The organism is Aeromonas sp. S18(2024) (assembly GCF_041402525.1).
Lineage (GTDB): Bacteria > Pseudomonadota > Gammaproteobacteria > Enterobacterales > Aeromonadaceae > Aeromonas > Aeromonas enteropelogenes.
This window is the reverse complement of record NZ_JBGLQV010000010.1, coordinates 14,438-39,868: the sequence shown is the minus strand read 5'-3', so window position 1 is coordinate 39,868 and position 25,431 is coordinate 14,438. Positions and strand designations below refer to the sequence as shown.

The window sequence follows — 25,431 nt, the reverse complement described above, 5'->3', positions numbered from 1 at the left end:
CATGCGCGCCCTTCTCGGGATTTTGATCTGCTTGTGTGCCGGCCAGGCACTGGCCGAGACCCGTTATGTTTCAGACAACATCTTTACCTATATCCACAATGGCCCGGGGACCCAGTACCGGATCCTGGGCAGCGTCAAGGCGGGTGAGCCGCTGGAGATAAAGTCGGTGAACGGCGAAGCCGGTTTCACTCAGGTGGTGGACGGCCGTGGCCGTGAAGGGTGGATCAAGAGCAGCGAGCTGCAGAGCCAGCCCAGCCTGCGCGAGCGCCTGCCCCAGGTCGAGAAGGAGCGGGATGAGCTCAAGAGCCGCCTGCAGAACCTCAACGGCGACAACGAGAAACGCTTTGCCGAGAAGGATGGCCAGATTGAACTGCAGAGCAATGAGATAGCGTCGCTCAAGGCCCAGCTTGCCAGCCAGGGCGAGGAGATGAGCAATCTCAAGGAGCAGAACGATGCCCTGACCCAGAGTTATGACAACCGGGAACACGACATGCAGATGGACTGGTTCATCCGTGGCGGTGCCATGGTGGGGGCCGGCATCCTGCTCGGCATCCTGTTGCCCATGCTGCCTCGTCGCCGCAGCCGCAGCGATCGCTGGATGAATTGACAAAAATTGTCTGACTGAGCAGAAGGGTCGCCATGGCGGCCCTTCTCTGTTTTTGTCGTTTGACGCAGGGCTGGAGGGGGCATAAAGGGAGAGCGAAATTGTATACAAAACAAGATGTGAAGCTGGCCTGAAAAGGGCATTTTCACCCTGAGATAGCCATAAAACTCCCATGTCAGCGATTTTTGTTAAAACAAGGCAACAAATTTATTTCATATAGGGTGCAATATTGTATACATTATCGGCGTTTCGGCGGCACGGCCGCCTTCGTCGATATCAGCCCTAGGGCGTACAGGAAGACCCCATATGTTCAAAGCGACTCAAGTGCTTGCAGCTGACTATATTCCCTCCGATCTGGCCGCCCTGCGCGAAGCCATCACCCAGAACTATGTGGTGGATGAAAATGCCTATCTGGCAGAGCTTGCCGCCATGCTGCCGGGAGATGGCGCCTCGCTGGAACAGGTGACCCAGCGGGCCCGCACCCTGGTGACCAAGGTGCGCAAGGAGAGCGGTTCCGGCGACGGTATCGACGCCTTCCTGCAGGAGTACAGCCTGGATACTCAGGAGGGGATCATCCTGATGTGTCTGGCAGAGGCGCTGCTGCGCATCCCCGATGCCCAGACCGCCGACGCCCTGATCAAGGACAAGCTCTCCGGCGCCAACTGGTCCTCTCATTTTCGCAAGAGCGACTCCACCCTGGTCAACGCCTCGACCTGGGGCCTGATGCTGACCGGCAAGATCATCAAGCTCGACAAGAAGCTCGACGGCAATCCTGCCAATCTGCTGGGGCGCATGGTCAACAAGCTGGGCGAACCCGTGGTGCGCTCTGCCATGTACGCCGCCATGAAGATCATGGGCAAGCAGTTCGTGCTGGGCCGCGATATGAAGGAGGCCCTCAAGGCGAGCCGCAAGTCTCGCGAGCTGGGTTACACCCACACCTACGACATGCTGGGAGAATCGGCGCTGACCATGCAGGATGCCGACAAGTATCTGGCCGATTACCACAACGCCATCGAGGCGGTGGGCGGCGAGCGGATCAGCGACGGCGGCCCGGCCCCCTCCATCTCCATCAAGCTCTCGGCGCTGCATCCGCGCTATGACGTGGCGAACCGCGAGCGGGTGCTCGGCGAGATGTGCGAGCGGCTGGTGGGGCTGGTGCGTCTGGCCCGTGACAAGGACGTGGCCATCAGCATCGATGCCGAGGAGATGGACCGCCTCGAGCTCTCCCTGGACCTGTTCGAGCAGCTCTACCGCTCAGAGGCCAATCGCGGCTGGGGCAAGCTCGGCATGGTGGTGCAGGCCTACTCCAAGCGTGCCCTGCCGGTCTTGTGCTGGCTCACCGCCCTGGCCCGCGAGCAGGGGGATATCATTCCGGTACGTCTGGTGAAGGGGGCCTACTGGGACAGCGAGCTGAAATATGCCCAGCAGGCGGGCTTGCCCGGTTATCCGCTGTTTACCCGCAAGGCGGGCACCGACATCTCCTATCTCGCCTGTGCCCGCTACCTGCTGAGCGAGCCGACCCGCGGCTTTATCGCGCCCCAGTTTGCCACCCACAACGCCAATACCGTGGTCAGCATTCTGGAGATGGCCGGCGATCGCCAGTTCGAATTCCAGCGTCTGCACGGCATGGGGGAGGAGCTGCACAACGCCGTGCTCAATGACACCCCGGGCTTGCACTGCCGCATTTATGCACCGGTCGGCGCCCACAAGGATCTGCTGCCCTACCTGGTGCGCCGCCTGCTGGAAAACGGCGCCAACACTTCGTTTGTGCACAAGCTGGTGGATCCCAACACCCCGGTGGACAGTCTGGCCGAGCACCCGCTGCGTACCCTCAAGCGCTACTCGAGCTTCGCCAACGACCGCATCCCGCAGCCGGTGAACCTCTTTAGTGATCGCAAGAACTCCAGTGGTGTGAACATGAACATCGTCTCCATCCAGCGCCCCTTCTTCGCCGGGCTCAAGGAGCTGGAGAGCAAGCAGTGGCTGGCCGGCCCCATCGTCGATGGCGAGACCCTCAAGCGCAATGACGCCCGCGTGGTGGTGAGCCCGCAGGACGTGAGCCTGACCGTCGGCAAGATCCACTGGGCCGATGAGCAGGCGGTGGAGCAGGCGCTGGCCTCGGCCCATGCCGCTTTCCCGCGCTGGCGCGAGACGCCGGTCTCCGAGCGTGCCGCCGCGCTGGAAAAGCTGGCCGAGCTTTTGGAAGCGAACCGTAGCCAGTTCATTTCGCTCTGTACCCGTGAGGCGGGCAAGCTGCTTCAGGACGGCATCGACGAGGTGCGCGAGGCGGTGGATTTCTGTCGCTACTACGCGGTGCAGGCTCGCAGCATGATGGGTCAGGCGACCCTGCTGCCCGGCTACACCGGCGAGCAGAACGAGCTGTTCCTGCAAGGGCGCGGTGTGTTTGTCTGCATCAGTCCGTGGAACTTCCCGCTGGCCATCTTCCTGGGGCAAGTCGCGGCGGCGCTCGCCACCGGCAACACCGTCATCGCCAAACCGGCGGAGCAGACCGGCCTCATCGCCCATCTGGCGGTGACTCTGGCCCATCAGGCTGGCATCCCGGGTAACGTGCTGCAGCTGCTGCCGGGCGACGGTGCCACAGTGGGCGCCAAACTCACCGCGGATCCCCGAATCGGCGGCGTCTGCTTCACCGGATCTACCGAAACCGCCAAGCTCATCAACCAGACTCTGGCCAATCGTGACGGCGCCATCCTGCCGCTGATTGCCGAGACCGGTGGCCAGAACGCCATGATCGTCGACTCCACCGCCCTGCCGGAGCAGGTGGTGCGCGACGTGGTCAGCGCCGCCTTCCAGAGCGCCGGCCAGCGCTGCTCCGCCCTGCGGGTGCTGTTCCTGCAAGAGGAGATCGCCGATCGGGTGCTGGAGATCCTCACCGGTGCCATGCAGGAGCTCAAGGTCGGCAACCCGGCCGAGCACAACACCGACGTGGGCCCGGTCATTGACGCCGAGGCCAAGGCGGGTCTGGATCTGCACCTGGCCAGGATGATCCCGAAAAGCCGCCTGATCGCCCAGGCCCCCATGCCGAAGGCGACCCAGGAGGGACATTTCGTCCAGCCGACCGCACTCGAGATCCGCTCCATCAAGGAGCTGGAGCGCGAGCAGTTCGGCCCCATTCTGCACGTGGTGCGCTATGCCGCTCGGGATCTGGAGCAAGTGATCAATGACATCAACGGCACCGGCTACGGCCTGACACTGGGCATCCACAGCCGCAACGAATCCCACGCCGAAGAGCTGGCAAGCCGCATCAACGTGGGCAACGTCTACATCAACCGCAACCAGATCGGCGCCATGGTCGGGGTACAGCCGTTCGGTGGCCAAGGCCTCTCCGGCACCGGTCCCAAGGCGGGCGGCCCCCACTATCTGAGCCGCTTCGTCACCGAGAAGACCCGCACCATCAATACCACGGCGGTGGGGGGTAACGCCTCCCTGCTGGCGATGGGGGATGCCTGATATCGGGTCTTTCTTTCTGGTGAAAATGAGATAACACCAAGGTCGCCAGCGGGCGACCTTGTTATTTCGGGGTGGCTCGTACCGGCGAGTAGCACTACCGGCATAGGGGTCGTCATCTTTTCGCGCTGGCCGTAAGATGAGAGCCTCGACCGGTGCCGAGCGCACCTTTGCTACACAGAGCCTGGATGCTTATGTCATTGACCGAACAGGCCCGCTGGTTCGTACTGGGGGGCGATCACCTGGTGCTGCTCGACGAGCAGGGCCATATTCCGCAGGGGGCGTTGAGCCAGTTGCCCGCGTTTTTGCACGCCAAGTCATTTGAGCGTTTCGACGAATGGGAGGGCCTGCCCTGCTATCTGCTGGATCTGGGGGAGGAGGCCGAGACGTCTCTTATGACCCCCTTGCGCCAGCTGATGGTGGCAGGGGATGAGGCGGGTTTTCATCTGGCGGGGCGCGCCTGGCAGCTGGCGACCTTTCGCCGCACCCACCGCTTCTGTGGCGAGTGTGGTGCCCCCATGGCGCCCAAGGCAGGGGAGTGGGCCCAGGTGTGTCACCATGGCCACATCGTCTATCCGCGCATCTCCCCCTGCATCATAGTGGCGGTGCGCAAGGGGCCGGCCATTTTGCTGGCTGCCCATCGCCGTCACCATCAGGTCGAGAATCCCATGTATACCGTGCTGGCGGGCTTTGTGGAGGCGGGGGAGAACCTTGAGCAGTGCATAGCGCGGGAGGTGTTCGAGGAGAGCGGCATCCGGGTGCGCAACGTGCGCTATGTGGCCAGCCAGCCCTGGCCTTTTCCCCACAGCCTGATGATGGGCTTCACCGCCGACTACGAGAGCGGCGAGATCCGGATACAGGACGAGGAGCTGGTGGCCGCCGACTTCTTCGACGCTGACCGTCTGCCAAGGCTGCCTCCCCATGGCACCATAGCGCGGCGACTTATCGAGCTTTGCCTGGCGGGCGAGGCCTGAGGCGAGTCGTTATTTCCTCGTTGTAAAAGGGACGCTTGTTTGCGTCCCTTCACATCTTTGCAACCGGCCCTGGATTTGCCACCCATTGGGCAGTCCGTTCCGGCGGGCAAAGTGGTATCATGGCCGCCATTTTATGCGTGATATGAATTCAGGAACTGGGATGAAAGAGCTGAAGAACGATCGTTACCTGCGTGCCCTGCTGCGCCAGGAAGTGGACATGACCCCGGTATGGATGATGCGCCAGGCAGGCCGTTATCTGCCGGAATACAAGGCGACCCGCGCCCAGGCGGGGGATTTTATGTCCCTGTGCCGCAATGCCGAGCTGGCCTGTGAAGTCACCCTGCAGCCGCTTCGCCGCTATCCGCTCGATGCCGCCATCCTCTTCTCCGACATCCTCACAGTGCCCGACGCCATGGGGCTGGGTCTCTACTTCGAGCAGGGGGAAGGCCCGCGTTTCGAGCGTCCCATCACCTCCATGGCCGACGTGCAGGCACTGCCGGTGCCGGATCCGGAAGACGAGCTTGGCTACGTGATGAACGCGGTGCGCACCATCCGCCGCGAGCTCAAGGGCGAGGTGCCGCTGATTGGCTTCTCCGGCAGCCCCTGGACCCTGGCTACCTACATGGTGGAGGGGGGCAGCTCCAAGGCATTCACCAAGATCAAGCAGATGATGTACGCAGAGCCGCAGACCCTGCACCTGCTGCTCGACAAGCTGGCCGACAGTGTAATCGCCTATCTGAACGCCCAGATCAAGGCGGGTGCCCAGGCGGTCATGGTGTTCGACACCTGGGGCGGCGTGCTCACCCCGCGTGATTACCGCGACTTCTCCCTGCAATACATGCACAAGATCGTCGATGGCCTCATCCGCGAGCACGACGGTCGCCGCGTGCCGGTCACCCTGTTCACCAAGAACGGCGGCCAGTGGCTGGAGCAGATCGCCGCCACCGGTTGTGATGCGCTGGGGCTGGACTGGACCACCGACATCGCGGACGCCAAGCGCCGGGTCGGCGACAAGGTGGCGCTGCAGGGCAACATGGACCCTTCCATGCTCTACGCCTCTCCCGAGCGCATCCGCGAGGAAGTTGCCTCCATCCTGGCCGGGTTCGGTCATGGCAATGGCCACGTCTTCAACCTGGGTCACGGCATCCATCAGGATGTGAACCCGGAGCATGCGGGCGTGTTCGTCAACGCGGTACACGAGCTCTCGGCTCAATACCACAAGCGCTGATAGCGGCGCGTTTTATCGTGACGACGGGGCCTTGGGGCCCCGTTTCGTTGGTGGCGGGGCTGCATCCCGGTTGTCGCTCGGGTTACACTGCATCCCTTGTGGGAACAACGATGGGAGCGGGCATGAGTCTCGTTTTCCGGACAGGTTTCCCTGGTCATGGCTGGAGGCTGGATGAGCAAACGAGTATTGGATTGGGGTATCGATCTGGGTGGTACCAAGTGCGAGTGCGTGGTGCTGGAGGGAGACGAAGTGCTGCTGCGTCATCGCATCCCCACCGAGCGCCAGGGCGGTTATGAGCATATGATCGGCCAGATCGCCAAACTGGTAGAGGAGTGCGCCGCCAAACTCGGCCAGCGCCCCGCCATCATCGGCATGGGCACCCCGGGGGCGCGGGATCCCCAGACCGGCCTGATGAAGAACTGCAATACGACCGAGCTCAACGGCAAGCCGTTCAAGGAAGATCTGGAGTGCAGGCTCGGTGTGCCCGTGCTCATCGCCAACGACGCCAACTGCTTCGCCCTGGCGGAAACCCACCTCGGGGCGGTGCGCCAGCATCATCCGGATGCGAAAGTGGTGTTCGGTATCATCATGGGTACCGGGGTGGGGTCGGGCATTGTCATCAACGGCCGCATCCTCAACGGCCACCACGGCATCGCCGGTGAGTGGGGCCACAACGTGCTCTCACCCGATGGCCCCGAGTGCTACTGCGGCAAGCGCGGCTGCGTCGAGACCCTGATCAGCGGCCCGGCGCTGGAGGTCTGGTACGAAGCCAAGGCCAAGCGCCGCCTTTCGCTCGCCCAGATTGCGGCAGCTACCGCCCACGATCATGTGGCCAAGCTCACCATCGACCGGCTGCACCTGCTGTTTGGCCAGGCGCTGGCCAACGTGGTCAACATCCTGGATCCGGACGTCATCGTCATCGGTGGCGGGGTGGGCAATGTGCAGAGCCTCTATCGCGCCGGGCGGGAGACTATTTTGCCCTTCCTCTTTAATCCCCGCTTCCGGGCCCCCATTATTGCACCAGCCCTTGGCGACAGCGCCGGGGTATTTGGCGCGGCCTTGCTGGCGCGCGGGGAATTCAAGGATGCCCTGCTGTCGTGAGCCGGGTGTCGGGTGGCCCAAGGGTCACCCCTTTTTGCTGGTAAGGAATGCATCCCAGATGATCAAGATTGCCATCAATGGTTACGGACGGATAGGTCGCAACGTGTTGCGGGCCCTCTATGAAAGCGGGCGCGACAAGACCATCAAGATCGTCGCCATCAACGAACTGGCGGCGCCGGAGGCCATGGTGCACCTGACCCGCTTTGACACCAGCCACGGTCGCTTCCGTTATCCGGTGCAACTGGCGGGCAACAGCATGCAGGTAGGCGAAGACCTCATCTCCCTGTTTGCCGAGAAAGACCCGTCCAGATTGCCGTGGCGGGCGCTGGGGGTGGATGTGGTGCTGGATTGCACCGGGGTGTTCGGCTCGCGCGCCGATGCCGAGCTGCATCTGGCGGCGGGGGCGGGCAAGGTACTCTTCTCCCATCCGGCCGATGCGGATGTGGATGCCACCATCGTCTACGGGGTCAATCACCAGGTGCTGACCGGGCGTGAACGGATCGTCTCGAACGCCTCCTGCACCACCAACTGCGTGGTCCCCGTCATAGAAACATTGCATCGAGAATTCGAAATAAATTGTGGTACTATTACGACAATTCATTCGGCCATGCATGACCAGCAAGTCATTGATGCCTACCATGGCGACTTGCGCCGAACTCGCGCCGCCAGCCAGTCCATCATTCCGGTGGATACCAAGCTGGCCAAGGGGTTGGAGCGTATCCTGCCCCACTTCGCCGGCAAGTTCGAGGCGATCGCGGTACGGGTACCGACCATCAATGTAACAGCGATGGATCTCAGTATTACTGTTCGTAAAAAAGTGACAGTTAGTGACGTAAATCAAGCCCTGCAACGGGCATCCAGAGGTACATTACACGGTATTCTGGATTACACGGAAGAACCGCTGGTCTCCGTAGACTTTAATCATGATGCACACTCCTGCATCATTGATGGTACCCAGACCCGGGTGAGCGATGCCAACCTCGTCAAGATGTTGATGTGGTGCGATAACGAATGGGGCTTCGCGAATCGGATGCTGGATACTACCCGGGCCATGATGGTTGCAGGCTGAGCCTGCCCCGGGCGAAAGGTTACTGTTTTTAACATTACCTGGAAAATATAGAGGACTGAATATGTCTGTTATCAAGATGACTGACCTGGATCTGGCGGGCAAACGCGTTCTGATCCGTGCTGACCTGAACGTGCCGGTAAAAGACGGCAAGGTCACCTCCGATGCACGGATCAAAGCTACCCTGCCGACCATCAAGCTGGCTCTGGAAAAGGGTGCCAAGCTGATGATCACCTCCCACCTGGGTCGTCCGACCGAAGGCGAGTACAACGAAGAGTTCTCTCTGCTGCCGGTTGTCAACTATCTGAAAGACGCTCTGTCCTGCCCGGTTCGCCTGGCCAAGGATTACCTGGATGGCGTGGAAGTCGCTGCCGGTGAGCTGGTTGTGCTGGAAAACTGCCGCTTCAACAAGGGCGAGAAGAAGAACGCCGAAGAGCTGGCCAAGAAGTATGCCGCGCTGTGTGACGTCTTCGTAATGGATGCATTCGGTACTGCTCACCGCGCCGAAGGTTCCACCTACGGTGTCGCCCAGTTTGCCCCGATCGCCTGTGCAGGCCCCCTGCTGGCCGGTGAACTGGAAGCCCTGGGCAAAGCCATGCTGAAGCCCGAGCGCCCCATGGTTGCCATCGTTGGCGGCTCCAAGGTCTCCACCAAGTTGACCGTGCTGGAATCCCTCTCCAAAATTGCTGACCAGCTGGTGGTCGGTGGTGGCATCGCCAACACCTTCATCGCCGCTGCCGGTCACAACGTCGGCAAGTCCCTGTGCGAGCACGACCTGATCGACACCGCCAAGAAGCTGGCTGCCGAAACCTCCATCCCGGCCACCACCGACGTGGTTGTGGGTAAAGAGTTCTCTGAGTCCACTCCGGCGACCACCAAGTCCGTGGCTGACGTGTCTGACGACGACATGATCTTCGACATCGGTCCGGATTCCGCCAAGGCGCTGGCCGACATCATCATGAACGCCAAGACTATTCTGTGGAACGGCCCGGTAGGTGTGTTCGAGTTCGACCAGTTCGCCAAGGGTACCGAAGTGATCGCCAAGGCCATCGCTGAATCCCCGGCCTTCTCCATCGCTGGCGGTGGTGACACCCTGGCTGCCATCGACAAGTTCGGCATCGCCGACAAAGTCTCCTACATCTCCACCGGCGGCGGCGCCTTCCTGGAGTTCGTAGAAGGCAAGGTACTGCCGGCTGTCGCGATTCTGGAACAGCGCGCCAAAGCCTAATTGACCCGAGACGGGGGGCAAAAGCCTCCCGTTTCGTTTATCATGTGCCCGCTGTGCCGGTTCATGATGAACCCCCCATTTTTTATTAACGGCATACGAGACAGGACGATTAAACATGTCTAAGAAAATTTTCGACTTCGTAAAACCCGGCGTGATCACTGGTGATGACGTTCAGAAAGTGTTCGCCATCGCTAAAGAGAACGGCTTCGCTCTGCCGGCCGTCAACTGCGTTGGTACCGACTCCGTGAACGCCGTGCTGGAAGCTGCCGCTAAGGTGAAAGCGCCGGTTATCGTTCAGTTCTCCAACGGTGGTGCTGCATTCACCGCTGGTAAGGGTCTGAAGCTGGAAGGTCAGCAGGCTGCCATCATCGGCGCCATCTCCGGCGCCAAGCATGTTCACGCCGTTGCCGAAGCTTACGGTGTACCTGTGATCCTGCACACCGACCACGCTGCCAAGAAGCTGCTGCCGTGGATCGACGGTCTGCTGGAAGCGGGCGAGAAGCACTTCGCTGAAACCGGCAAGCCGCTGTTCTCCTCCCACATGCTGGATCTGTCCGAAGAGTCTCTGGAAGAGAACATCGACATCTGCTGCGAGTACCTGACCCGCATGGCCAAGATGAACATGACTCTGGAGCTGGAACTGGGTTGCACCGGTGGCGAAGAAGACGGCGTCGACAACAGCCACATGGATCAGTCCGCTCTGTACACCCAGCCGGAAGACGTGGCCTACGCCTACGAGCGTCTGTCCAAGATCAGCCCGCGTTTCACCATCGCTGCCTCCTTCGGCAACGTACACGGTGTCTACAAGCCGGGTAACGTCAAGCTGACCCCGTCCATCCTGGATGCGTCCCAGAAGTATGTTTCCGAGAAGTTCGGTATTCCGGCCAAGTCCCTGGACTTCGTATTCCACGGTGGCTCAGGTTCCACTCTGGAAGAGATCCGCGAATCCATCTCCTACGGCGTGGTGAAGATGAACATCGACACCGACACCCAGTGGGCGACTTGGGAAGGCATTCTGGACTTCTACAAGACCAACGAAGCCTACCTGCAAGGTCAGCTGGGCAACCCGGAAGGTGCCGACAAGCCGAACAAGAAGTTCTACGATCCGCGCGTATGGCTGCGTGCCGGTCAGACTTCCATGATCAAGCGTCTGGAACAGGCTTTCTCCGACCTGAACGCCATCGACGTACTGTAATTCGTTACCGTACCTTGATTGCATGAAAAGGCGCCCTTCGGGGCGCCTTTTGCATTTCTGTGATCCGGTGCGACTGGTTTGCAGTGAGTGAGCTGGGTATTATCGAAACAAATCTGCTTATTTTATTAAACAATTTGCAACCAAGGCAGGATGCTGAACATGCAGGGAAAGCACAACACACATCAGGAACATGTGGCCTCCTATTACGCGGCCACCCGCAATGACAATCAGCAGTGGCCAGAGCTCAGCGGGGAGTGCAATGCCGAGGTCTGCATCATCGGCGGCGGCTTCACCGGTCTCAATACCGCCATCAATCTGGCCGAGGCTGGCTACAAGGTGGTGCTGCTGGAAGCCAACCGTATAGGCTGGGGCGCCTCCGGGCGCAACGGCGGTCAGCTCATTCGCGGTATCGGTCACGACACCAGCCAGTTCGCCCGCTGGATTGGTGAAGAGGGTGTGCGCGAGCTGGATCTGATGGGGCTGGCGGCGGTCGAGCTGGTGCGCGAGCGAGTCGAGCGCTTCAACATCGATTGTGACCTGCGCTGGGGTTACTGCGATCTGGCCACCCGCCAGCGCCATCTGGCCGGGTTTGCAGAGGAGGCGGCGCACCTGGCGAGCCTCGGCTACCGGCACGAGCTGAAACTGGTGGCGCGCGAAGATATGCATAGCGTGGTGGGATCGGATCGCTACATCGGCGGCATGATCGACATGGGCTCCGGCCACCTGCACCCTCTCAATCTGGCGCTGGGTGAGGCGCGAGCGGCGGCCAGCCTGGGAGTGGCGTTGTTTGAGCAATCCAGGGTGGTGCACATCGACTATGGCGAGCGGCTACAGGTCACCACGGCCCATGGCCGGGTCAGCGCCGACTACCTGGTGATCGGCTGCAACGCCTATCTCAATGACCTCAACCCCGAGCTGGGGGGCAAGGTGCTGCCGGCGGGCTCCTACATCCTCGCCACCGAGGTGCTGGAGAAACGGCTGCGCCAGCGGTTGCTGCCGCAAAACATGGCGGTGTGCGATCAAAACGTGGCGCTCGACTACTACCGTCTCTCCGCCGACGGCCGCCTGCTGTTTGGCGGTGCCTGCAACTATTCCGGCCGTGATCCTCGCGATATAAAAGCCTTTATGTTGCCCAAGCTGCTGCGGGTATTCCCCGAACTGGCCGGCACCGCCATTGAATTCCAGTGGGGGGGAATGATAGGCATAGGCGCCAACCGCTTGCCGCAAATCGGCCGCCTCAAGCAGCATCCCAATGTCTTCTACGCCCAGGCTTATTCGGGGCATGGGGTCAATGCCACCCACATGGCGGGCAAGCTGGTGGCGGAGGCGATCCGCGGCGAGAGCCGGGGCTTCGATCTGTTTGCCAGCGTGCCCCATATCACCTTCCCCGGTGGCCCTGCCCTGCGCTCCCCGCTGCTGGCGCTCGGGATGCTGTGGCACCGGATGAAGGATTTGCTATAGCGCAGGTGGGGCGGGCACTATCCTGAGCGGGATTAGTGGGCGGGCTCGGCCAGCCGCCAGCCCTGCTCCGTCTTCATCATCCACACTTCGGCTTGCTGGGGCAGCACCTGGCCAGCCTCGAAGTCGCCATATTTGCGCTCCAGCTCCATCAGTCCCATCTCCTGCTGGAAGGGACCGACCTTGTCGTAGACCAGATCCTCGTCGTGCAGCACTTGCAGTTGAGCCAGCCCCTGCTTGAAGTGGAGCTGGTAGCTGACCTTGACCAGATAGACGCCTTCCATGCGTTCCTCCTTGTCCAGGATGGCGAAGTCGCTGATCTCGAACAGGCTGGCGTCCGTTTCCGCCATCAGCTTGTCACTGACCTGCTGGCGGATCACCTCTTCACCGGGGCCCGCGCTGCAGCCATAGAGCCAGAGGGCCAGCAGGGGGATGAACCACTTTTTCATCAAAACTCCGGACGGGCGAAACAATGGAGGGCAAATTTTGCCACGCTGTCGCTCATATACAAGGGATTGCCAGAAAAATCAGCGAGTAACAGTGGGGATGGCCCAGCGGTGCGCCAGGCCAATTCCCATCTATGGCAGCTTGTCGAGCTGAGCCAGAAACTCGGCCTGGCCCATAAAGCCGGTGACTCTTTGCCCCGTGAGTTCGTTGCCGGCGCGATCGAAGAAGATCAGGGTGGGCAAGCCCAGCACATTGAGGCCGTTGAGCAGCTCGACATCGGCGTCGTCATTGGCAGTGACATCCGCCTGCAACAGCACCATGTAGGCAAAGCGCTCGCGCACCGCAGGATCGCTGAAGGTCTTGTGCTCGAACTCCTTGCAGGCGACGCACCAGTCGGCATAAAGGTCGAGCAGCACCGGTTTGCCGCGGGCGGCTGCGAGCTGGGTCTTGAGATCATCCTGGGTCTTGATGCGAATAAACTGCGGCGCCCGGGTTTCGGCACTGGTCTGGGCGCTGGGGGCGGGCAGCAGCAGATCCTTGCCCACCACCACGGCACTGATCATCGCCAGCAGCAGCACAAAACCGCGCAGGCTCTTGCCGATGGAGTGGGGCTGATGCTGGTTGTGGTGATAGAGGTAGGCGCACAGCGCCAACCCCCAGCCGAGCCAGGCCAGGGTGGCGGTCTGATCACTCCAGAGCCTTGAGAGCAGCAGGATGGGCACCGCCAGCAGCGCAAAACCAAAGAGTTGCTTGATCACATCCATCCAGGCGCCGGCCTTGGGCAGCAGCTTGCCGCCCGAGGTGCCGAGCAGCAGCAGCGGCAGTCCCATCCCCAGCGACAGGGCGTAGAGCGCCGCACCGCCGAGCCAGAGATCGCCGCTCTGGGCCACGTAAATCAGGGCGCCGGAGAGCGGTGCCGTGGTGCAGGGGGAGCAGACCAGTCCCGAGATCATCCCCATGATGGCGACCCCGGCCACCGAACCGCCCTGCTGGCGGTTGGAGAGGCCGGAGAGGCGCGTTTGCACGCTGCTCGGCAGCTGCAGGGTGTAGAGCCCGAACATGGAGAGAGCCAGCAGCACGAACATCACCGAGAGGCCGATCAGCACATAGGGGTGCTGTAGCGCCGCTTGGAATTGCAGCCCGGCCGAGGCCACTACCAGCCCGAGCAGGGTGTAGGTGAGCGCCATCCCCTGGACATAGACGAAGGAGAGCAGGAAGGCGCGGCGGGTGGAGAGACGATGGCCGGCACCGGCGATGATGCCGGTCAGAATGGGATACATGGGAAAGACGCAGGGGGTGAAGGCGAGCCCCAGCCCCAGTGCAAAGAAGGCGGCGATGCTGAGCCAGAAGCCCTGGCTGCCGAGGGCAGCGGCCAGTTTATCCTGTTGGCTGGATGGTGCAGCGGGCGCCGCCTCGTTATCACCCGACGTGGCCATCAGCGACTGCACCTCGACCACCTTGGTGGTCGGCGGGTAGCAGAGCCCCACGGTGCAGCCCTGGTAGCTGATTTTGAGGCTCGCTTGTGGCCCTGCCTCGGTCAGGGTGACGGGGATCTCCACCTCCTGGTAATAGACCCGGGTCTTGCCGAAGAAATCGTCCTCGTGCTCGGTTCCCTCGGGCAGGACGGGCTCGCTGAAGGTGAGGTCGTTGCCCTGAAAGCGCAGGCTGTGGCGATAAATATAGTAATCATCGGCGATGCGAAGTCGCAGCAGCAGCCGGTTGCCCCGCTGTTCGCTCTCCAGGGTAAAGGCCTCGTCGACCTTCAGGAAGGCGGGCTTGGTACTGGCCTGAATGCCCAGGCTCCCCAGCAGATCACTGCTTGCCTGGACGGGGGGGCACAACAGGCCCAGCAGCAGGGTGAACAGGGCGGGCAGCAGATAGCGCAGGCGAGCACGACTCATGGGGTCTCCTCCTTCAGCCAGTCGAGATAGGCGGGTAGACCCGCACTGACCGGCAGCGCCAGCAACTCGGGCACCTCGTAGGGGTGGTGGGTGAGGATACACTGTTGCAGCTCGGCAAAGAGCGGCATCCGGGATTTGATGATGAGCTGGATCTCGGTGGCCCGTTCCACCTTGCCTTGCCAGCGATAGACAGAGGTCACGCCCGGCAGCTGGTTGATGCAGGCGGCCAGTCGCCGGGTCAGCAGCTGTTCGCAGACAAGGTCGGCACTGGGTTGGTCTGGGCAGGTGCAGAGCACCACAATGGCGTCAGTCATAAAGGGGGATTTTCACCTCGGTGGGGTAAACCGGCGGGGTCATTTTTGTTAATGAAATGCCCCGAAAATCAGCGGTTACTATACCCCAGAGCCGCCCTGAATATCATCTGTCGCCATTTGTGAACCTGCGCCGAAAATTTGTGGGGGTCATGAGATGGACGCTGCCATGGGGACAGGGCAGAATGAGCGAGCTTGTTCCCACTAGACGTAAGGAAATGTATGACCCAACAGAATGAGCAGCAGAGAAACCGCATGTTGAGCCTGCTGCGCGAAGGTGAGCGCCGCATGTTGGTTCAACTCGCCGGTCTGCTGCGTACCACTGCCGATGACATCAATGCCGAGCTGGAAAAAGAGGGGCTGCAGAGCTTCCTGGAGCAGCCCATCACGGTGGATTATCTCAATGGCGTGGTGCAGCACCATCTGTTCGAGCGCAAGCACAAAGGGGATATGGCGGTGGCCCAGCAGATGCTTGGTGAATACCAAAGCGAGCTGGAAGCCCTGCAACTAGCCCAGGCTCAACCCGAAGAGGCTGATGCCACCGATGAAGAGGGTGCCGAGCTCAAGGCTCAGGCCTGACGTTTCTCTCTCCCCGCTAGCCGCTTTTGTTCTCTCAGGCACCATCATTGCGATCATGATGGTGCCCTGTTTTTTTTGGGGGGATCTTGCCGCTTAGCCCAGCGCCTTCTGCGGCATCGGTTGGGGGATGGGGAACACCTTGTCATAGCCCCAGTTGTAGGCGAAGGCGTAGACCAGATAGAAGGCTACGAAGCCCAGATCCAGCACCAGCGCCTCCAGCAGGCTGATGTCCAGCCACCAGGACATCACCGGCAGGGCGACGGTCAGCAAGCCCCCCTCGAAACCGAAGGTATGCACAATCCGTTGCCACAGGCTCTTGTGGGTATGGCCCTGATACTTCATCAGCAACTTGTCGACGCCGATGTTGTAGACATAGTTCCAGACGGTGGCGAGCACCGAAAAGAACAGTGCCAGTGGCCCCATGTGGTTGAGCCCGACTCCGGTGACCCAGCTCGCCAACGGGGCGGCAATCAGCAGGCCAATCAATTCAAAGCCGATGGCATGGCGCAGGCGATCGTTACGGGTTCGCATAAATCACTCTCTCAATCAGGTTCGTTCACGAATATCGGGCCAATCTATCGATAAAAGTTGATGTATTCACGTTACTATCTATCTGTAAATCAGATAGCTTGGTCGACAAGTATCACAAGCAAACAGGAATTCCGGGATGGGGCCGTCACTGGAACAACTCAATGTACTGCTGGCCGCCGCCGAGGCCGGCTCGTTTTCGGCTGCGGCGCGTAAGCTGGGCAAGGCGCAGTCGGTGGTGAGCACTGCCATCGCCAATCTGGAGATCGATCTGGGGTTGACCCTGTTCGACCGCACCGGCCGTTATCCCCGGCTGACGGCGGCCGGGGTTCGTATGGTGCAGGAGGCGAGCATACTGTTGGCGCAGGGTGAGCGCCTGCAGGCGATTGCCGGCGAGCTGGCGGCGGGGGTGGAGTCACGGCTGACCCTGGCCATTGACGATGATTCCCATCTCCCCTGGCTGGGCGCCTTGCTGGAAGAGTTTGCCCGCCGTTACCCGGCTGTCGAGCTGGAGCTGCTCTTTCCCTTGATGGAGGATGTGACCGACATGCTGGTCAGCGGCCGCGCCCAGCTTGGTATCAGTTACCAGCAGGCTGTTCCCCAGCGGGAGATAGTCACCCGTACTCTGGGGGAAGTGGCCATGCCGCTGGTGGTCTCGCCGGATCATCCGCTGGCGCACAGGGTGCTGGTGCAAGAGGTCGATCTGCAGGGGGCGCGCCAGCTGATTGCCACCGGGCGGCGGGATGGCCCCGAGCGTCAGCGCTTTCGCATTGCCTCTCAGGTGTGGTGGGTCGAGGGAGATCTCGGCGTGCTGGAGCTGGTCAAGCGTGGGCTGGGATGGGGCGTGGTGCCCGAGTTCTTGCTGGACAGGCCCCTGGCGCGCAAGGAGGTGGTGGTGCTGACTCCCGACTTTATCGCCAGGCATGAACTGGTGCTGGAGCTGCAGTGGCACCGCGCCCGCCCGCTTGGGCAGGCGGGGCGCTGGCTGAAGGAGGCACTGCTGGCGCGCGTGCCTCGTTAGTCCGGATTGCGGGTCAGTCGATGAGGGCGTAGGGCAGGGACTGCAGGGTGAGGCTGGCGCTCTCATCCTGCTTGAGACGGAACAGGGCGTCGGTCTCGGTGTCTTTGGGCAGCACGGCGGTGAGCCACACCTGACCATCCTGTTGCCAGGCGTTGAGCACCATACCGCTGCGACGCCAGTTGTCACCGAGCCGGATCTCCAGCGTATCACCACTGGCCACAGGCTCGTTGGCAACGCCCGCCAGCAGGAACAGGGCACGGTTGTTGGCGCCGCGATACTTGGCGCGCGCCACCGTCTCCTGACCCATGTAGCAACCCTTGGTAAAGCAGATGCCGTCGAGGGCCTGCAGGTTGAGCATCTGCGGGATGAACTCCCCCTGATGCACCGCTTCCATGTGCGGCAGACCCGCCTTGATCTCGAGCCCCCACCAGAGGGATTCGTCGCCCGCCGGCAGGGCCTCGGCTTGCTGGTCGCTCACCAGCAGCCAGCGATCCTGCTCAATTTTCACCGCCATGCCGCCGTCGACCAGCCCGCTTTGGACCAGGCCAAAGTGATCGGCGATCCAGGCGTCGCTGCCGGTTCCGGCAATCCCGGTGGCGTGGCGCTCGTCGGCGGCGATCTCCACCTTGGAGAAAACGGCGAATTTCTTCAGCTCCGGCAGCTGGCGCTCCAGCACGGAGGGGGTCGTCAGCATCAGCAGGCTCTCTTCGAGACAGAGCAGGCGGAAATTGCTCCACAGCTTGCCCTTGGGATCGCAGTGGCCACCCAGGGTATTTTGTCCCGGTTGCAGGGCATTGACGTCACAGGTGACCTGACCTTGCAGGTATTTGACGCGATCCTGGCCGGCGATGCGGGTGATGGCGATCTTGGTCAGGGCAAAGCGGGTCGGCTCGGCAGGAAAAACAGGTGGTTGCAGGCTCACGATGGTATTCCAGAGAGAAAGTATGTGAGCTGCATGGTAAAGACGTAACTAATGTTTGTCAGCCGGAAAATCCAGCTGGTACCATCCCACGGTCTTTGTAAGGAGAGTTCCATGTTAAGCCCAGTTGAAAAATCCCGCCTGAAGTGGGCCTGCCGTCGCGGCATGCTCGAGCTGGATGTGATCTTTATGCCCTTTTTTGAACACGAATTCGACACCCTGAGCGAGGCCGATCAGCAGACCTTTATCCGCCTGCTGGAGAGCGATGACCCGGATCTGTTCAAGTGGTGCATGGGTCATGGTATCCCCGAAGACCCCGCCTTTGCCGCCATGATCCCGATGATCCTGGAGCGCAACCAGGCCCGTCACGACCGCCAGGGCTGATCCGGTGGAGCGGGTGAGCATGACGGTTCACCCCTCCCGCCATCAGCGGATCTGGCTGCTGGCGCTCTTTCTGTTGTTGCTATGGCCTGTGGCCATGTTGATCGATGGTTGGCGTTGGGCCCTGTTTATTCCCTGCTGGCTGGCCGCTCTGGTGCTGGGCTGGCGTGCACTGCCACGCGATGCCTTTATGCTGGAGTGGGATGGCCGCTGGCTGTCGTGGCAAGGCGCCCGCTATCAGCTGGGCCCCGGGAGTCGCACTCTGCCCGGGGTGCTGAGACTCTCTCTTTTGCCTGAACAAGGGGCGCCCTGCATCCTGTGGATCTGCTCCGACTCGCTTCCCCCCGCACACTATCGCCTGTTGGCCCGGGCTATCCATTTCCTGTCGTCTGATAGCGGACGTTGAATACCGCGCTTTCATTCGCCGCTGTCGCAGCCTCATTGTCAGGTTGGGGGGCTGTGATGACGTTGCTTTCTGCTTGTCGCTTTGCCAAAAAAGAGTGACCCCGCCTTAAGCGGGGTCACGGATGGGCATTTGCCAGGCCGGGGTCAATCCCGCTCCGGGGTCAGTACGGTGGGCTTGGGGTTCGGCAGCATGTCCGGATAGTCCAGGTTGTAGTGCAGGCCGCGGGACTCTTTGCGCTGTAGGGCACAGTTGACGATAAGCTCGGCCACCTGCAGCAGGTTGCGCAGCTCCAGCAGGTTGTTGGAGACCCGGAAGTGGGCATAGTACTCCTGCACTTCCTGCTTGAGCAGGTCGATGCGGCGTTTGGCGCGGGCCAGACGCTTGTTGGTACGCACTATCCCCACATAGTCCCACATCATCAATCGCAGCTCGTGCCAGTTGTGCTGGATCACCACCAGTTCGTCGGAGTCTTCCACCTGGCTCTCGTCCCAGGCGGGCAGGTGAGGCGGCTCCACGCTTGTCGGCAGCTTGGCCAGGATGTCGGCACCCGCCTGATGGGCATAGACCACGCATTCGAGCAGGGAGTTGGAGGCCATCCGGTTGGCGCCGTGCAGCCCGGTATAGGTCACCTCGCCGATGGCATAGAGGCCGGGAATGTCGGTCTGGCCATTGTTGTCGATCATCACCCCACCACAGGTGTAGTGAGCCGCGGGCACGATGGGCATGGGCTCTTTGGTGATGTCGATGCCGACCGCGAGGCAGCGCTCATGGATGGTCGGGAAGTGCTTGATGATGAACTCCGCCGGCTTGTGGCTGATGTCCAGATACATGCAGTCGGCACCGAGGCGCTTCATCTCGTGGTCGATGGCACGGGCGACGATATCCCGCGGTGCCAGCTCGGCGCGCTCGTCAAATTCCGGCATGAAGCGGCTGCCGTCGGGGCGACGCAGATAGGCGCCTTCGCCGCGCAGGGCCTCGGTCAGCAGGAAGTTGGGATCGTCGGGGTGGAACAGGCTGGTAGGGTGGAACTGGTTGAACTCCAGGTTGGCCACCCGGCAGCCGGCGCGCCATGCCATGGCGATGCCGTCCCCGGAGCTGACGTCCGGGTTGGAGGTGTACTGGTACACCTTGGAGGCGCCGCCGGTCGCCAGTGCCACGAAGCGGGCGCGAACAACTTCGACCTGCTCGGCGTTGCGATTCCAGACATAGGCGCCGAGGATCCGGTTGCCCGGCAGACCCAGCTTGCGGGTGGTGATGAGATCGACCGCGTTGAAGCGCTCCATCAGCTGGATGTTGGGGTGGGCGCGTACCTGATCGATCAGGGTCAGTTGCACCGCCTTGCCGGTGGCGTCGGCCGCGTGGAAAATGCGGCGATGGCTGTGGCCCCCTTCGCGGGTCAGGTGATAGTGGGATTCGCCCTCGGAGTCTTCTTCCTGATCGAAGGGGACCCCCTGCTGGATCAGCCACTGGATGGAGTCGCGGGCGTTGCGGGCGGTGAACTCGACCGCGGCCGGGTCGCACAATCCTGCCCCGGCATTGAGCGTGTCGCTCACGTGGGATTCGATGCTGTCGGTCTCGTCGAACACGGCAGCGATGCCTCCTTGCGCATAGAAAGTGGCCCCCTCACTGATGGGCCCCTTGCTCAGAACCAGGACTTTGGCCTGGTCCGCCAATCGCAACGCGAGAGACAGACCGGCGGCACCGCTGCCAATGATCAGTACGTCGCAAAGGTATTCAACACTTGCTTTCATAAGTATCATTGGCCTGGATTAAGAACTGGCACCATGGTAGCCCAAGCGGGGGCGTGTATGCAGCCTGCATCACATTTTTTTCAATGCAAGCGAACTTTCTCTGATTCTCCCTGTCTGAACTTGTGCGCTTAGGAAGGGCCGGAAAAGAAAAACGATAACCTGATGGGGGTTTTACGGCTCCAATGAGCGACCAGAATCTACTGGACGAACAGCTGGTTGAACGTGTCCAGCGTGGCGACAAAGCAGCGTTCAACCTGCTGGTAAAAAAATACCAGCACAAGGTGGTCAACCTGGTGTCCAGGTATGTCAACAATCCCGGAGATGTGCCCGATGTGGCGCAAGAGGCCTTTATCAAAGCCTACCGGGCTTTGCCGACATTCCGTGGTGAGAGTGCTTTCTATACCTGGTTGTACCGAATTGCCGTCAACACGGCGAAGAATTATCTGACCTCCCAGGGGCGCAGGCCGCCCAGCAGTGATGTGGAGGCTGACGAAGCAGAGTCCTATGGTGGTGGTGAAGCCTTGCAAGAGGTCTCAACCCCTGAAAACCTGGCGCTGACCGACGAGATCAAGCGCACCGTGTTTGCCGCCATAGAGGCCTTGCCGGAAGACCTGAGGACAGCGATCACCCTTCGTGAACTGGAAGGGCTGAGCTACGAAGAGATTGCCGAAATCATGGATTGCCCTGTGGGTACGGTCAGATCCCGTATCTTCCGGGCGAGGGAAGCAATCGACAAAAAGCTGCAACCTCTGATCGAGAACTAACTGGGGAAAGACGGGTTTAACTTATGGCAAATAAAGAGCAAATCTCTGCCCTGATGGATGGTGACCTGAGTGACGCACAAGTACTGAACGAGCTGGAGCTGGACTCCGACTTGCAAGATACCTGGGGTCGTTACCACCTGATCGGCGATGCCATGCGGGGGGACCTGCCGGTCAATCTGCAGCTGGATCTCAGCGACAGCATCATGGCCGCACTGGAAGATGAGCCCACCGTACTGGCACCCAAGCCGGTCGAGGCCAAACCGGTTGCGCCTCAGGCACAACCGGAAATGGAACCAGCCAAGACAGATTCCAATGTGGTGCCGCTGTTCCGCCGTATCGGCCAGCAACTTGGCCAATACGCCATTGCGGCATCGGTCGCCGCGGCGGTCATCTTCGGGGTACAGCAGTATCAGGGACAGGACGGCGTGCCGACCAACCCTGTGCTCAATACCATCCCTATCGGTGGCAGCGCGGCCCCGGTCAGCGTGCACTATCCGCAAGAGGGTAACCGCAATCGCCAGCAAGGGTTGACCGAGCAGCAGATGCAGGAGCAGCGGGAACGGATCAACGCCTTCCTGCGTGACCACCAGTTGCAGCAACGTCTGCTGCAAGACAGGCAAATTCAACAATAACGAGTCGTCAGGGATACCAACAACGTGCGCCAGTCCAGCCGTATTTTGCTGGCCTCTCTCCTGCTGATCAGTGCCAAGGCCTCGGCCGACGATAAGTCGGCCGAGGCCTTGTTGCAGCAGATGCAGAGTGCCGTGCAGCAGCAAAACTTCGAGTTATCCATGGTCAAAGCCCGTCAGGGGCGCCTTGAGCCGATCCGCATCAGTCATGCCGTGATCGATGGCAAGGAGGTCGCTCATCTCAGCTATCTCGACGGCAAGGCCATCGAGTATCTGCAGCGCCAGGATGAATTCACCTTTTTTGAAAACAGTCATGAACCCTACACCCTGAAGGGGGCACGCTTCCCGGGCGTCTGGTCGACCCTGGTGAAGATGCCGCTTTCCCGGGTGATGGAAAGCTATGACGCCGTGCTGGCCGGTCGCAGCCGGGTAGCTGGTGTGGTGGCCCAGGTCGTCAGACTGGTGCCAAAAGAAGCAGACAAGTATGGCTTCGTGCTCTGGATCGATGAGCAGAGCAACCTGTTGCTGCGGGTCGACATGGTGGAGCGGGAAGGCAATCTGGTCGAGCAGGTGCTGGGTGTCGATCTGGAGCTGCAGAGCAAGCCGGCACCCTGGCTGGTTGCCCTGGCCAAGAGCAAGCTGCCGGAGGCGCTGGCGCTGGAAGATGCCTATCCTGCCCCGCAGCAAGTGCTGAGCTGGCAGATCACCTGGCTGCCGGATGGCTTCAAGGTGCTCTCTCGCGACAAACACCAGCTGGTGACCACCAGTCTGCCTGTGGACTACATGATGCTCTCCGATGGCCTGGTGGACCTCTCCGTCTATGTGGCCCGGGTCGATCCCAAGCAGGCGGTGCGCCAGCAGCTGATCCGCCAGGGAGCCACTTCGCTGGTGAGCTATGTCAACGAGGTGGGGGTCGAGATCACCGTCGTGGGGGAAGTGCCTGCCGAGACGGCCAAGCGGATCGCCGAGTCGGTCCAGGCCTTGGTTCGCAACGAAGCGGTACAATGACGCTGGCACAGAGGGGAAGGGCGCTTGCTGAACCTGGCAAAGCGTGTTCAGATCCCGTGCTTTGCAAGCCCGAGGTGTTGCCGTGAACGAGATGAGTGAAGAGCTGGCGACGGTTGTGGCCATTGAGGGCGACCATGCCTGGGTGGAGTGCGAACGGCGCTCCGCCTGCAGCGGTTGCCAGCAACAATCCAACTGTGGCACCGGTACGGTTGCCAAGGCGTTTCCCCTCAAGGCGCCGCGTCTGCGGGTGCGCCTGACTGCCGAGGTGCGGGTCGGCCAGCAAATCCGGCTCGGAATTCCTCAAGAGAGCCTGCTGCGCGGGGCCGCACTGGTCTATGTGCTGCCGCTCTTCTGCCTGTTGGCGGGGGCTCTGCTGGGCCAGCTCTGGCTGGCGCCGCTGCTCGCCGGGGGGGAGGGGATCACCATTCTCTCCAGCGTATTGGGGGGCGTGCTCGGCTTTTTACTGGTTCGTTACTTTTCCAACCGCCTGGATCAGGGGCGCTATGGCCCCCGGATGATCGGAGTGGTGGTTCCTGTCCGCATTATCTCTTGACCCGGTTGGCGCTATTTGACGGGCGCTGGCGACTAAAGAATGGCCGTCAGCCGGGTTATCCAGTAAAATCGCGCCTCCATAACCGACCTTAAACCAATTTTGAGTGACTCTTGCTCGATGAAACACATTCGTAACTTCTCGATTATTGCGCACATCGACCACGGTAAATCGACTCTGTCGGACCGTCTGATCCAGACTTGCGGCGGCCTCTCCGATCGCGAGATGCAGGCTCAGGTGCTTGACTCCATGGAGCTGGAGCGCGAGCGCGGCATTACCATCAAGGCGCAGAGTGTGACCCTGAACTACCAGGCACAAGACGGTAACACCTACCAGCTGAACTTTATCGATACCCCGGGCCACGTGGATTTCTCCTACGAGGTTTCCCGCTCTTTGGCGGCCTGTGAAGGGGCACTGCTGGTAGTGGATGCCGGCCAGGGGGTTGAGGCACAGACTCTGGCCAACTGCTACACCGCCATGGAAATGGATCTGGAAGTGGTGCCGGTGCTGAACAAGATTGACCTGCCGGCCGCCGAGCCCGAGCGTGTTGCCGAAGAGATCGAAGACATCGTCGGCATCGATGCGGTGGACGCGGTGCGCTGCTCCGCCAAGACCGGCCTCGGCGTCGATCTGGTACTGGAAGAGATCGTGGCCAGGATCCCGGCACCGGAAGGTGACCCGAACGCTCCGCTGCAGGCGCTGATCATCGACTCCTGGTTCGACTCCTATCTGGGCGTCGTCTCCCTGGTGCGGATCAAGAACGGTTCGCTCAAGAAGAACGACAAGATCAAGGTCATGAGCACCGGTCAGACCTGGGGTGTGGATCGCATCGGTATTTTCACCCCCAAGCAGGTGGATACCGACGGCCTGGGTTGTGGCGAGGTAGGTTGGGTTGTCTGCGGCATCAAGGACATCCACGGCGCGCCGGTGGGCGATACCCTGACTCTGGCCAAGCACGGTGCCGAGAAGGCGCTGGCGGGCTTCAAGAAGGTGAAGCCGCAGGTCTATGCGGGCTTGTTCCCCATCTCCAGCGATGACTACGAGTCCTTCCGCGATGCGCTGGAGAAGTTGTCGCTCAACGACGCCTCCCTGTTCTACGAACCGGAGAGCTCCACTGCGCTGGGCTTTGGCTTCCGTTGCGGCTTCCTCGGCATGCTGCACATGGAGATCATCCAGGAGCGGCTGGAGCGTGAATACGATCTGGATCTGATCACCACGGCGCCGACCGTGGTCTACCAGATTGAGCAGACCGATGGCACCACCATCCACATCGACAGCCCGGCCCAGATGCCTGCCATCACCAGCATCAAGGAGATGCGCGAGCCGATCGCCGAGTGTCACATCCTGCTGCCGCAGGAGTACATGGGTAACGTGATCACCCTGTGTATCGAGAAGCGTGGCGTGCAGACCAACATGGTCTACCACGGCAAGCAGGTGGCGCTGACCTATGAGATCCCGATGGCGGAAGTGGTGCTCGACTTCTTCGATCGCCTCAAGTCCACCAGCCGCGGCTACGCCTCCCTGGATTACGGCTTCAAGCGCTTCGAAACCTCCGACATGGTCCGTCTGGACATCATGATCAACGGTGAGCGAGTCGACGCCCTGGCCATCATCACCCACAAGGACAACGCCCAGTATCGCGGCCGTCAGGTGGTGGAGAAGATGCGCGAGCTGATCCCGCGCCAGATGTTCGACATCGCCATCCAGGCTGCCATCGGCAACCAGATTATCGCCCGCAGCACCGTCAAGGCCCTGCGCAAGGACGTGACCGCCAAGTGTTACGGTGGTGACGTGAGCCGGAAGAAAAAGCTGCTGAACAAGCAGAAAGAAGGTAAGAAGCGGATGAAGTCCCTGGGCCGTGTCGACGTGCCGCAGGAGGCTTTCCTCGCGATTCTCCACGTCGGAAAGGATTGA

The 25,431-nt window shown here is 61.2% G+C and carries 24 protein-coding genes; 18 read left to right on the top strand and 6 right to left on the bottom strand.

Annotation, left to right across the window (positions count from 1 at the left end):
- Position 1: 1 nt before the first annotated feature.
- From ACB034_RS15980 to ACB034_RS15940, 9 genes are all read left to right on the top strand, one after another.
- Positions 2–607: a TIGR04211 family SH3 domain-containing protein gene (locus ACB034_RS15980; RefSeq protein WP_042028283.1), complete on the top strand. Its 606-nt coding sequence runs from the start codon at positions 2–4 to the stop codon at positions 605–607.
- A 303-nt stretch (positions 608–910) separates the two neighbouring features.
- On the top strand, positions 911–4,075 hold the full coding sequence (gene putA / locus ACB034_RS15975; RefSeq protein WP_371173235.1) for a bifunctional proline dehydrogenase/L-glutamate gamma-semialdehyde dehydrogenase PutA: 3,165 nt from the start codon (positions 911–913) through the stop codon (positions 4,073–4,075).
- A gap of 191 nt (positions 4,076–4,266) precedes the next feature.
- The gene (nudC, locus tag ACB034_RS15970) at positions 4,267–5,046 is read left to right on the top strand and encodes an NAD(+) diphosphatase (protein WP_371173234.1); all 780 of its coding nucleotides are present in this window, start codon (positions 4,267–4,269) and stop codon (positions 5,044–5,046) included.
- Between the two features lie 160 nt (positions 5,047–5,206).
- Complete coding sequence (gene hemE / locus ACB034_RS15965) at positions 5,207–6,274, top strand: uroporphyrinogen decarboxylase (protein WP_026455918.1); 1,068 nt, start codon at positions 5,207–5,209, stop codon at positions 6,272–6,274.
- Positions 6,275–6,445: 171 nt separating this feature from the next.
- Entirely contained in the window at positions 6,446–7,375 is a 930-nt protein-coding gene (locus ACB034_RS15960) for an ROK family protein (protein WP_371173233.1), read from the top strand.
- A 58-nt stretch (positions 7,376–7,433) separates the two neighbouring features.
- Positions 7,434–8,444, top strand: a complete 1,011-nt coding sequence (gene epd / locus ACB034_RS15955) for an erythrose-4-phosphate dehydrogenase (protein ID WP_124239629.1) — start codon at positions 7,434–7,436, stop codon at positions 8,442–8,444.
- Positions 8,445–8,505: 61 nt separating this feature from the next.
- Positions 8,506–9,669 carry a phosphoglycerate kinase gene (locus ACB034_RS15950; RefSeq protein WP_371173232.1) on the top strand — a complete coding sequence of 388 codons (1,164 nt, stop codon included), beginning with the start codon at positions 8,506–8,508 and terminating at the stop codon, positions 9,667–9,669.
- Between the two features lie 115 nt (positions 9,670–9,784).
- Positions 9,785–10,864, top strand: coding sequence for a class II fructose-bisphosphate aldolase (gene fbaA / locus ACB034_RS15945; protein WP_026456218.1), 1,080 nt, complete (start codon positions 9,785–9,787; stop codon positions 10,862–10,864).
- A 159-nt stretch (positions 10,865–11,023) separates the two neighbouring features.
- Entirely contained in the window at positions 11,024–12,325 is a 1,302-nt protein-coding gene (locus ACB034_RS15940; protein ID WP_371173231.1) for an NAD(P)/FAD-dependent oxidoreductase, read from the top strand.
- 32 nt (positions 12,326–12,357) lie between these two features.
- Here the strand turns inward: ACB034_RS15940 and ACB034_RS15935 are convergent, their stop codons facing one another.
- From ACB034_RS15935 to cutA, 3 genes are all read right to left on the bottom strand, one after another.
- The gene (locus tag ACB034_RS15935) at positions 12,358–12,771 is read right to left on the bottom strand and encodes a hypothetical protein (RefSeq protein ID WP_026456216.1); all 414 of its coding nucleotides are present in this window, start codon (positions 12,769–12,771) and stop codon (positions 12,358–12,360) included.
- A gap of 129 nt (positions 12,772–12,900) precedes the next feature.
- Complete coding sequence (locus tag ACB034_RS15930) at positions 12,901–14,670, bottom strand: protein-disulfide reductase DsbD (RefSeq protein ID WP_371173230.1); 1,770 nt, start codon at positions 14,668–14,670, stop codon at positions 12,901–12,903.
- Entirely contained in the window at positions 14,667–14,984 is a 318-nt protein-coding gene (cutA, locus tag ACB034_RS15925) for a divalent-cation tolerance protein CutA (protein ID WP_124239627.1), read from the bottom strand. Before cutA ends, ACB034_RS15930 begins: the two co-directional genes overlap by 4 nt.
- Positions 14,985–15,203: 219 nt before the next feature.
- Here cutA and ACB034_RS15920 point away from each other — a divergent pair, with 219 nt between their 5' ends.
- Positions 15,204–15,560 (top strand): hypothetical protein, encoded by a 357-nt coding sequence (locus ACB034_RS15920; protein WP_026456213.1) that lies wholly within the window; start codon positions 15,204–15,206, stop codon positions 15,558–15,560.
- A gap of 93 nt (positions 15,561–15,653) precedes the next feature.
- Here ACB034_RS15920 and ACB034_RS15915 read toward each other — a convergent pair whose 3' ends face one another.
- Positions 15,654–16,091 carry a PACE efflux transporter gene (locus ACB034_RS15915; protein ID WP_201942065.1) on the bottom strand — a complete coding sequence of 146 codons (438 nt, stop codon included), beginning with the start codon at positions 16,089–16,091 and terminating at the stop codon, positions 15,654–15,656.
- A gap of 136 nt (positions 16,092–16,227) precedes the next feature.
- Here ACB034_RS15915 and ACB034_RS15910 point away from each other — a divergent pair, with 136 nt between their 5' ends.
- On the top strand, positions 16,228–17,109 hold the full coding sequence (locus ACB034_RS15910) for a LysR family transcriptional regulator (protein ID WP_371173229.1): 882 nt from the start codon (positions 16,228–16,230) through the stop codon (positions 17,107–17,109).
- Positions 17,110–17,122: 13 nt separating this feature from the next.
- On the opposite strand, the gene ygfZ is transcribed toward ACB034_RS15910, so the two are convergent.
- Positions 17,123–18,031 (bottom strand): tRNA-modifying protein YgfZ, encoded by a 909-nt coding sequence (ygfZ, locus tag ACB034_RS15905; protein ID WP_371173228.1) that lies wholly within the window; start codon positions 18,029–18,031, stop codon positions 17,123–17,125.
- A 111-nt stretch (positions 18,032–18,142) separates the two neighbouring features.
- On the opposite strand from ygfZ, the gene ACB034_RS15900 reads away from it, so the two are divergent.
- Positions 18,143–18,412, top strand: coding sequence for a succinate dehydrogenase assembly factor 2 (locus tag ACB034_RS15900; protein WP_026458793.1), 270 nt, complete (start codon positions 18,143–18,145; stop codon positions 18,410–18,412).
- 19 nt (positions 18,413–18,431) lie between these two features.
- Positions 18,432–18,815, top strand: a complete 384-nt coding sequence (locus tag ACB034_RS15895; RefSeq protein ID WP_026458794.1) for a protein YgfX — start codon at positions 18,432–18,434, stop codon at positions 18,813–18,815.
- Between the two features lie 143 nt (positions 18,816–18,958).
- On the opposite strand, the gene nadB is transcribed toward ACB034_RS15895, so the two are convergent.
- The gene (gene nadB, locus ACB034_RS15890; RefSeq protein ID WP_224211113.1) at positions 18,959–20,566 is read right to left on the bottom strand and encodes an L-aspartate oxidase; all 1,608 of its coding nucleotides are present in this window, start codon (positions 20,564–20,566) and stop codon (positions 18,959–18,961) included.
- 182 nt (positions 20,567–20,748) lie between these two features.
- Here nadB and rpoE point away from each other — a divergent pair, with 182 nt between their 5' ends.
- The 5 genes from rpoE to lepA all read left to right on the top strand — a co-directional run bounded on the left by rpoE (position 20,749) and on the right by lepA (position 25,431).
- Positions 20,749–21,330, top strand: a complete 582-nt coding sequence (rpoE, locus tag ACB034_RS15885) for an RNA polymerase sigma factor RpoE (RefSeq protein WP_371173227.1) — start codon at positions 20,749–20,751, stop codon at positions 21,328–21,330.
- 23 nt (positions 21,331–21,353) lie between these two features.
- Positions 21,354–21,962 (top strand): RseA family anti-sigma factor, encoded by a 609-nt coding sequence (locus ACB034_RS15880; RefSeq protein ID WP_042028304.1) that lies wholly within the window; start codon positions 21,354–21,356, stop codon positions 21,960–21,962.
- Between the two features lie 24 nt (positions 21,963–21,986).
- Positions 21,987–22,967, top strand: coding sequence for a MucB/RseB C-terminal domain-containing protein (locus ACB034_RS15875; protein ID WP_371173226.1), 981 nt, complete (start codon positions 21,987–21,989; stop codon positions 22,965–22,967).
- 91 nt (positions 22,968–23,058) lie between these two features.
- Positions 23,059–23,520 carry a SoxR reducing system RseC family protein gene (locus tag ACB034_RS15870; protein WP_371173280.1) on the top strand — a complete coding sequence of 154 codons (462 nt, stop codon included), beginning with the start codon at positions 23,059–23,061 and terminating at the stop codon, positions 23,518–23,520.
- A gap of 117 nt (positions 23,521–23,637) precedes the next feature.
- Complete coding sequence (gene lepA / locus ACB034_RS15865; protein WP_042028307.1) at positions 23,638–25,431, top strand: translation elongation factor 4; 1,794 nt, start codon at positions 23,638–23,640, stop codon at positions 25,429–25,431.

What these genes read in the sequence shown, in the direction of transcription:
- ACB034_RS15980 (WP_042028283.1), top strand. Translation starts at nt 2, where the DNA reads ATGCGCGCCCTTCTCGGGATTTTGATCTGCTTGTGTGCCGGCCAGGCA.
- putA (WP_371173235.1), top strand. Translation starts at nt 911, where the DNA reads ATGTTCAAAGCGACTCAAGTGCTTGCAGCTGACTATATTCCCTCCGAT.
- nudC (WP_371173234.1), top strand. Translation starts at nt 4,267, where the DNA reads ATGTCATTGACCGAACAGGCCCGCTGGTTCGTACTGGGGGGCGATCAC.
- hemE (WP_026455918.1), top strand. Translation starts at nt 5,207, where the DNA reads ATGAAAGAGCTGAAGAACGATCGTTACCTGCGTGCCCTGCTGCGCCAG.
- ACB034_RS15960 (WP_371173233.1), top strand. Translation starts at nt 6,446, where the DNA reads ATGAGCAAACGAGTATTGGATTGGGGTATCGATCTGGGTGGTACCAAG.
- epd (WP_124239629.1), top strand. Translation starts at nt 7,434, where the DNA reads ATGATCAAGATTGCCATCAATGGTTACGGACGGATAGGTCGCAACGTG.
- ACB034_RS15950 (WP_371173232.1), top strand. Translation starts at nt 8,506, where the DNA reads ATGTCTGTTATCAAGATGACTGACCTGGATCTGGCGGGCAAACGCGTT.
- fbaA (WP_026456218.1), top strand. Translation starts at nt 9,785, where the DNA reads ATGTCTAAGAAAATTTTCGACTTCGTAAAACCCGGCGTGATCACTGGT.
- ACB034_RS15940 (WP_371173231.1), top strand. Translation starts at nt 11,024, where the DNA reads ATGCAGGGAAAGCACAACACACATCAGGAACATGTGGCCTCCTATTAC.
- ACB034_RS15935 (WP_026456216.1), bottom strand. Translation starts at nt 12,771, where the DNA reads ATGAAAAAGTGGTTCATCCCCCTGCTGGCCCTCTGGCTCTATGGCTGC.
- ACB034_RS15930 (WP_371173230.1), bottom strand. Translation starts at nt 14,670, where the DNA reads ATGAGTCGTGCTCGCCTGCGCTATCTGCTGCCCGCCCTGTTCACCCTG.
- cutA (WP_124239627.1), bottom strand. Translation starts at nt 14,984, where the DNA reads ATGACTGACGCCATTGTGGTGCTCTGCACCTGCCCAGACCAACCCAGT.
- ACB034_RS15920 (WP_026456213.1), top strand. Translation starts at nt 15,204, where the DNA reads ATGACCCAACAGAATGAGCAGCAGAGAAACCGCATGTTGAGCCTGCTG.
- ACB034_RS15915 (WP_201942065.1), bottom strand. Translation starts at nt 16,091, where the DNA reads ATGCGAACCCGTAACGATCGCCTGCGCCATGCCATCGGCTTTGAATTG.
- ACB034_RS15910 (WP_371173229.1), top strand. Translation starts at nt 16,228, where the DNA reads ATGGGGCCGTCACTGGAACAACTCAATGTACTGCTGGCCGCCGCCGAG.
- ACB034_RS15900 (WP_026458793.1), top strand. Translation starts at nt 18,143, where the DNA reads ATGTTAAGCCCAGTTGAAAAATCCCGCCTGAAGTGGGCCTGCCGTCGC.
- ACB034_RS15895 (WP_026458794.1), top strand. Translation starts at nt 18,432, where the DNA reads ATGACGGTTCACCCCTCCCGCCATCAGCGGATCTGGCTGCTGGCGCTC.
- nadB (WP_224211113.1), bottom strand. Translation starts at nt 20,566, where the DNA reads ATGAAAGCAAGTGTTGAATACCTTTGCGACGTACTGATCATTGGCAGC.
- rpoE (WP_371173227.1), top strand. Translation starts at nt 20,749, where the DNA reads ATGAGCGACCAGAATCTACTGGACGAACAGCTGGTTGAACGTGTCCAG.
- ACB034_RS15880 (WP_042028304.1), top strand. Translation starts at nt 21,354, where the DNA reads ATGGCAAATAAAGAGCAAATCTCTGCCCTGATGGATGGTGACCTGAGT.
- ACB034_RS15870 (WP_371173280.1), top strand. Translation starts at nt 23,059, where the DNA reads ATGAGTGAAGAGCTGGCGACGGTTGTGGCCATTGAGGGCGACCATGCC.
- lepA (WP_042028307.1), top strand. Translation starts at nt 23,638, where the DNA reads ATGAAACACATTCGTAACTTCTCGATTATTGCGCACATCGACCACGGT.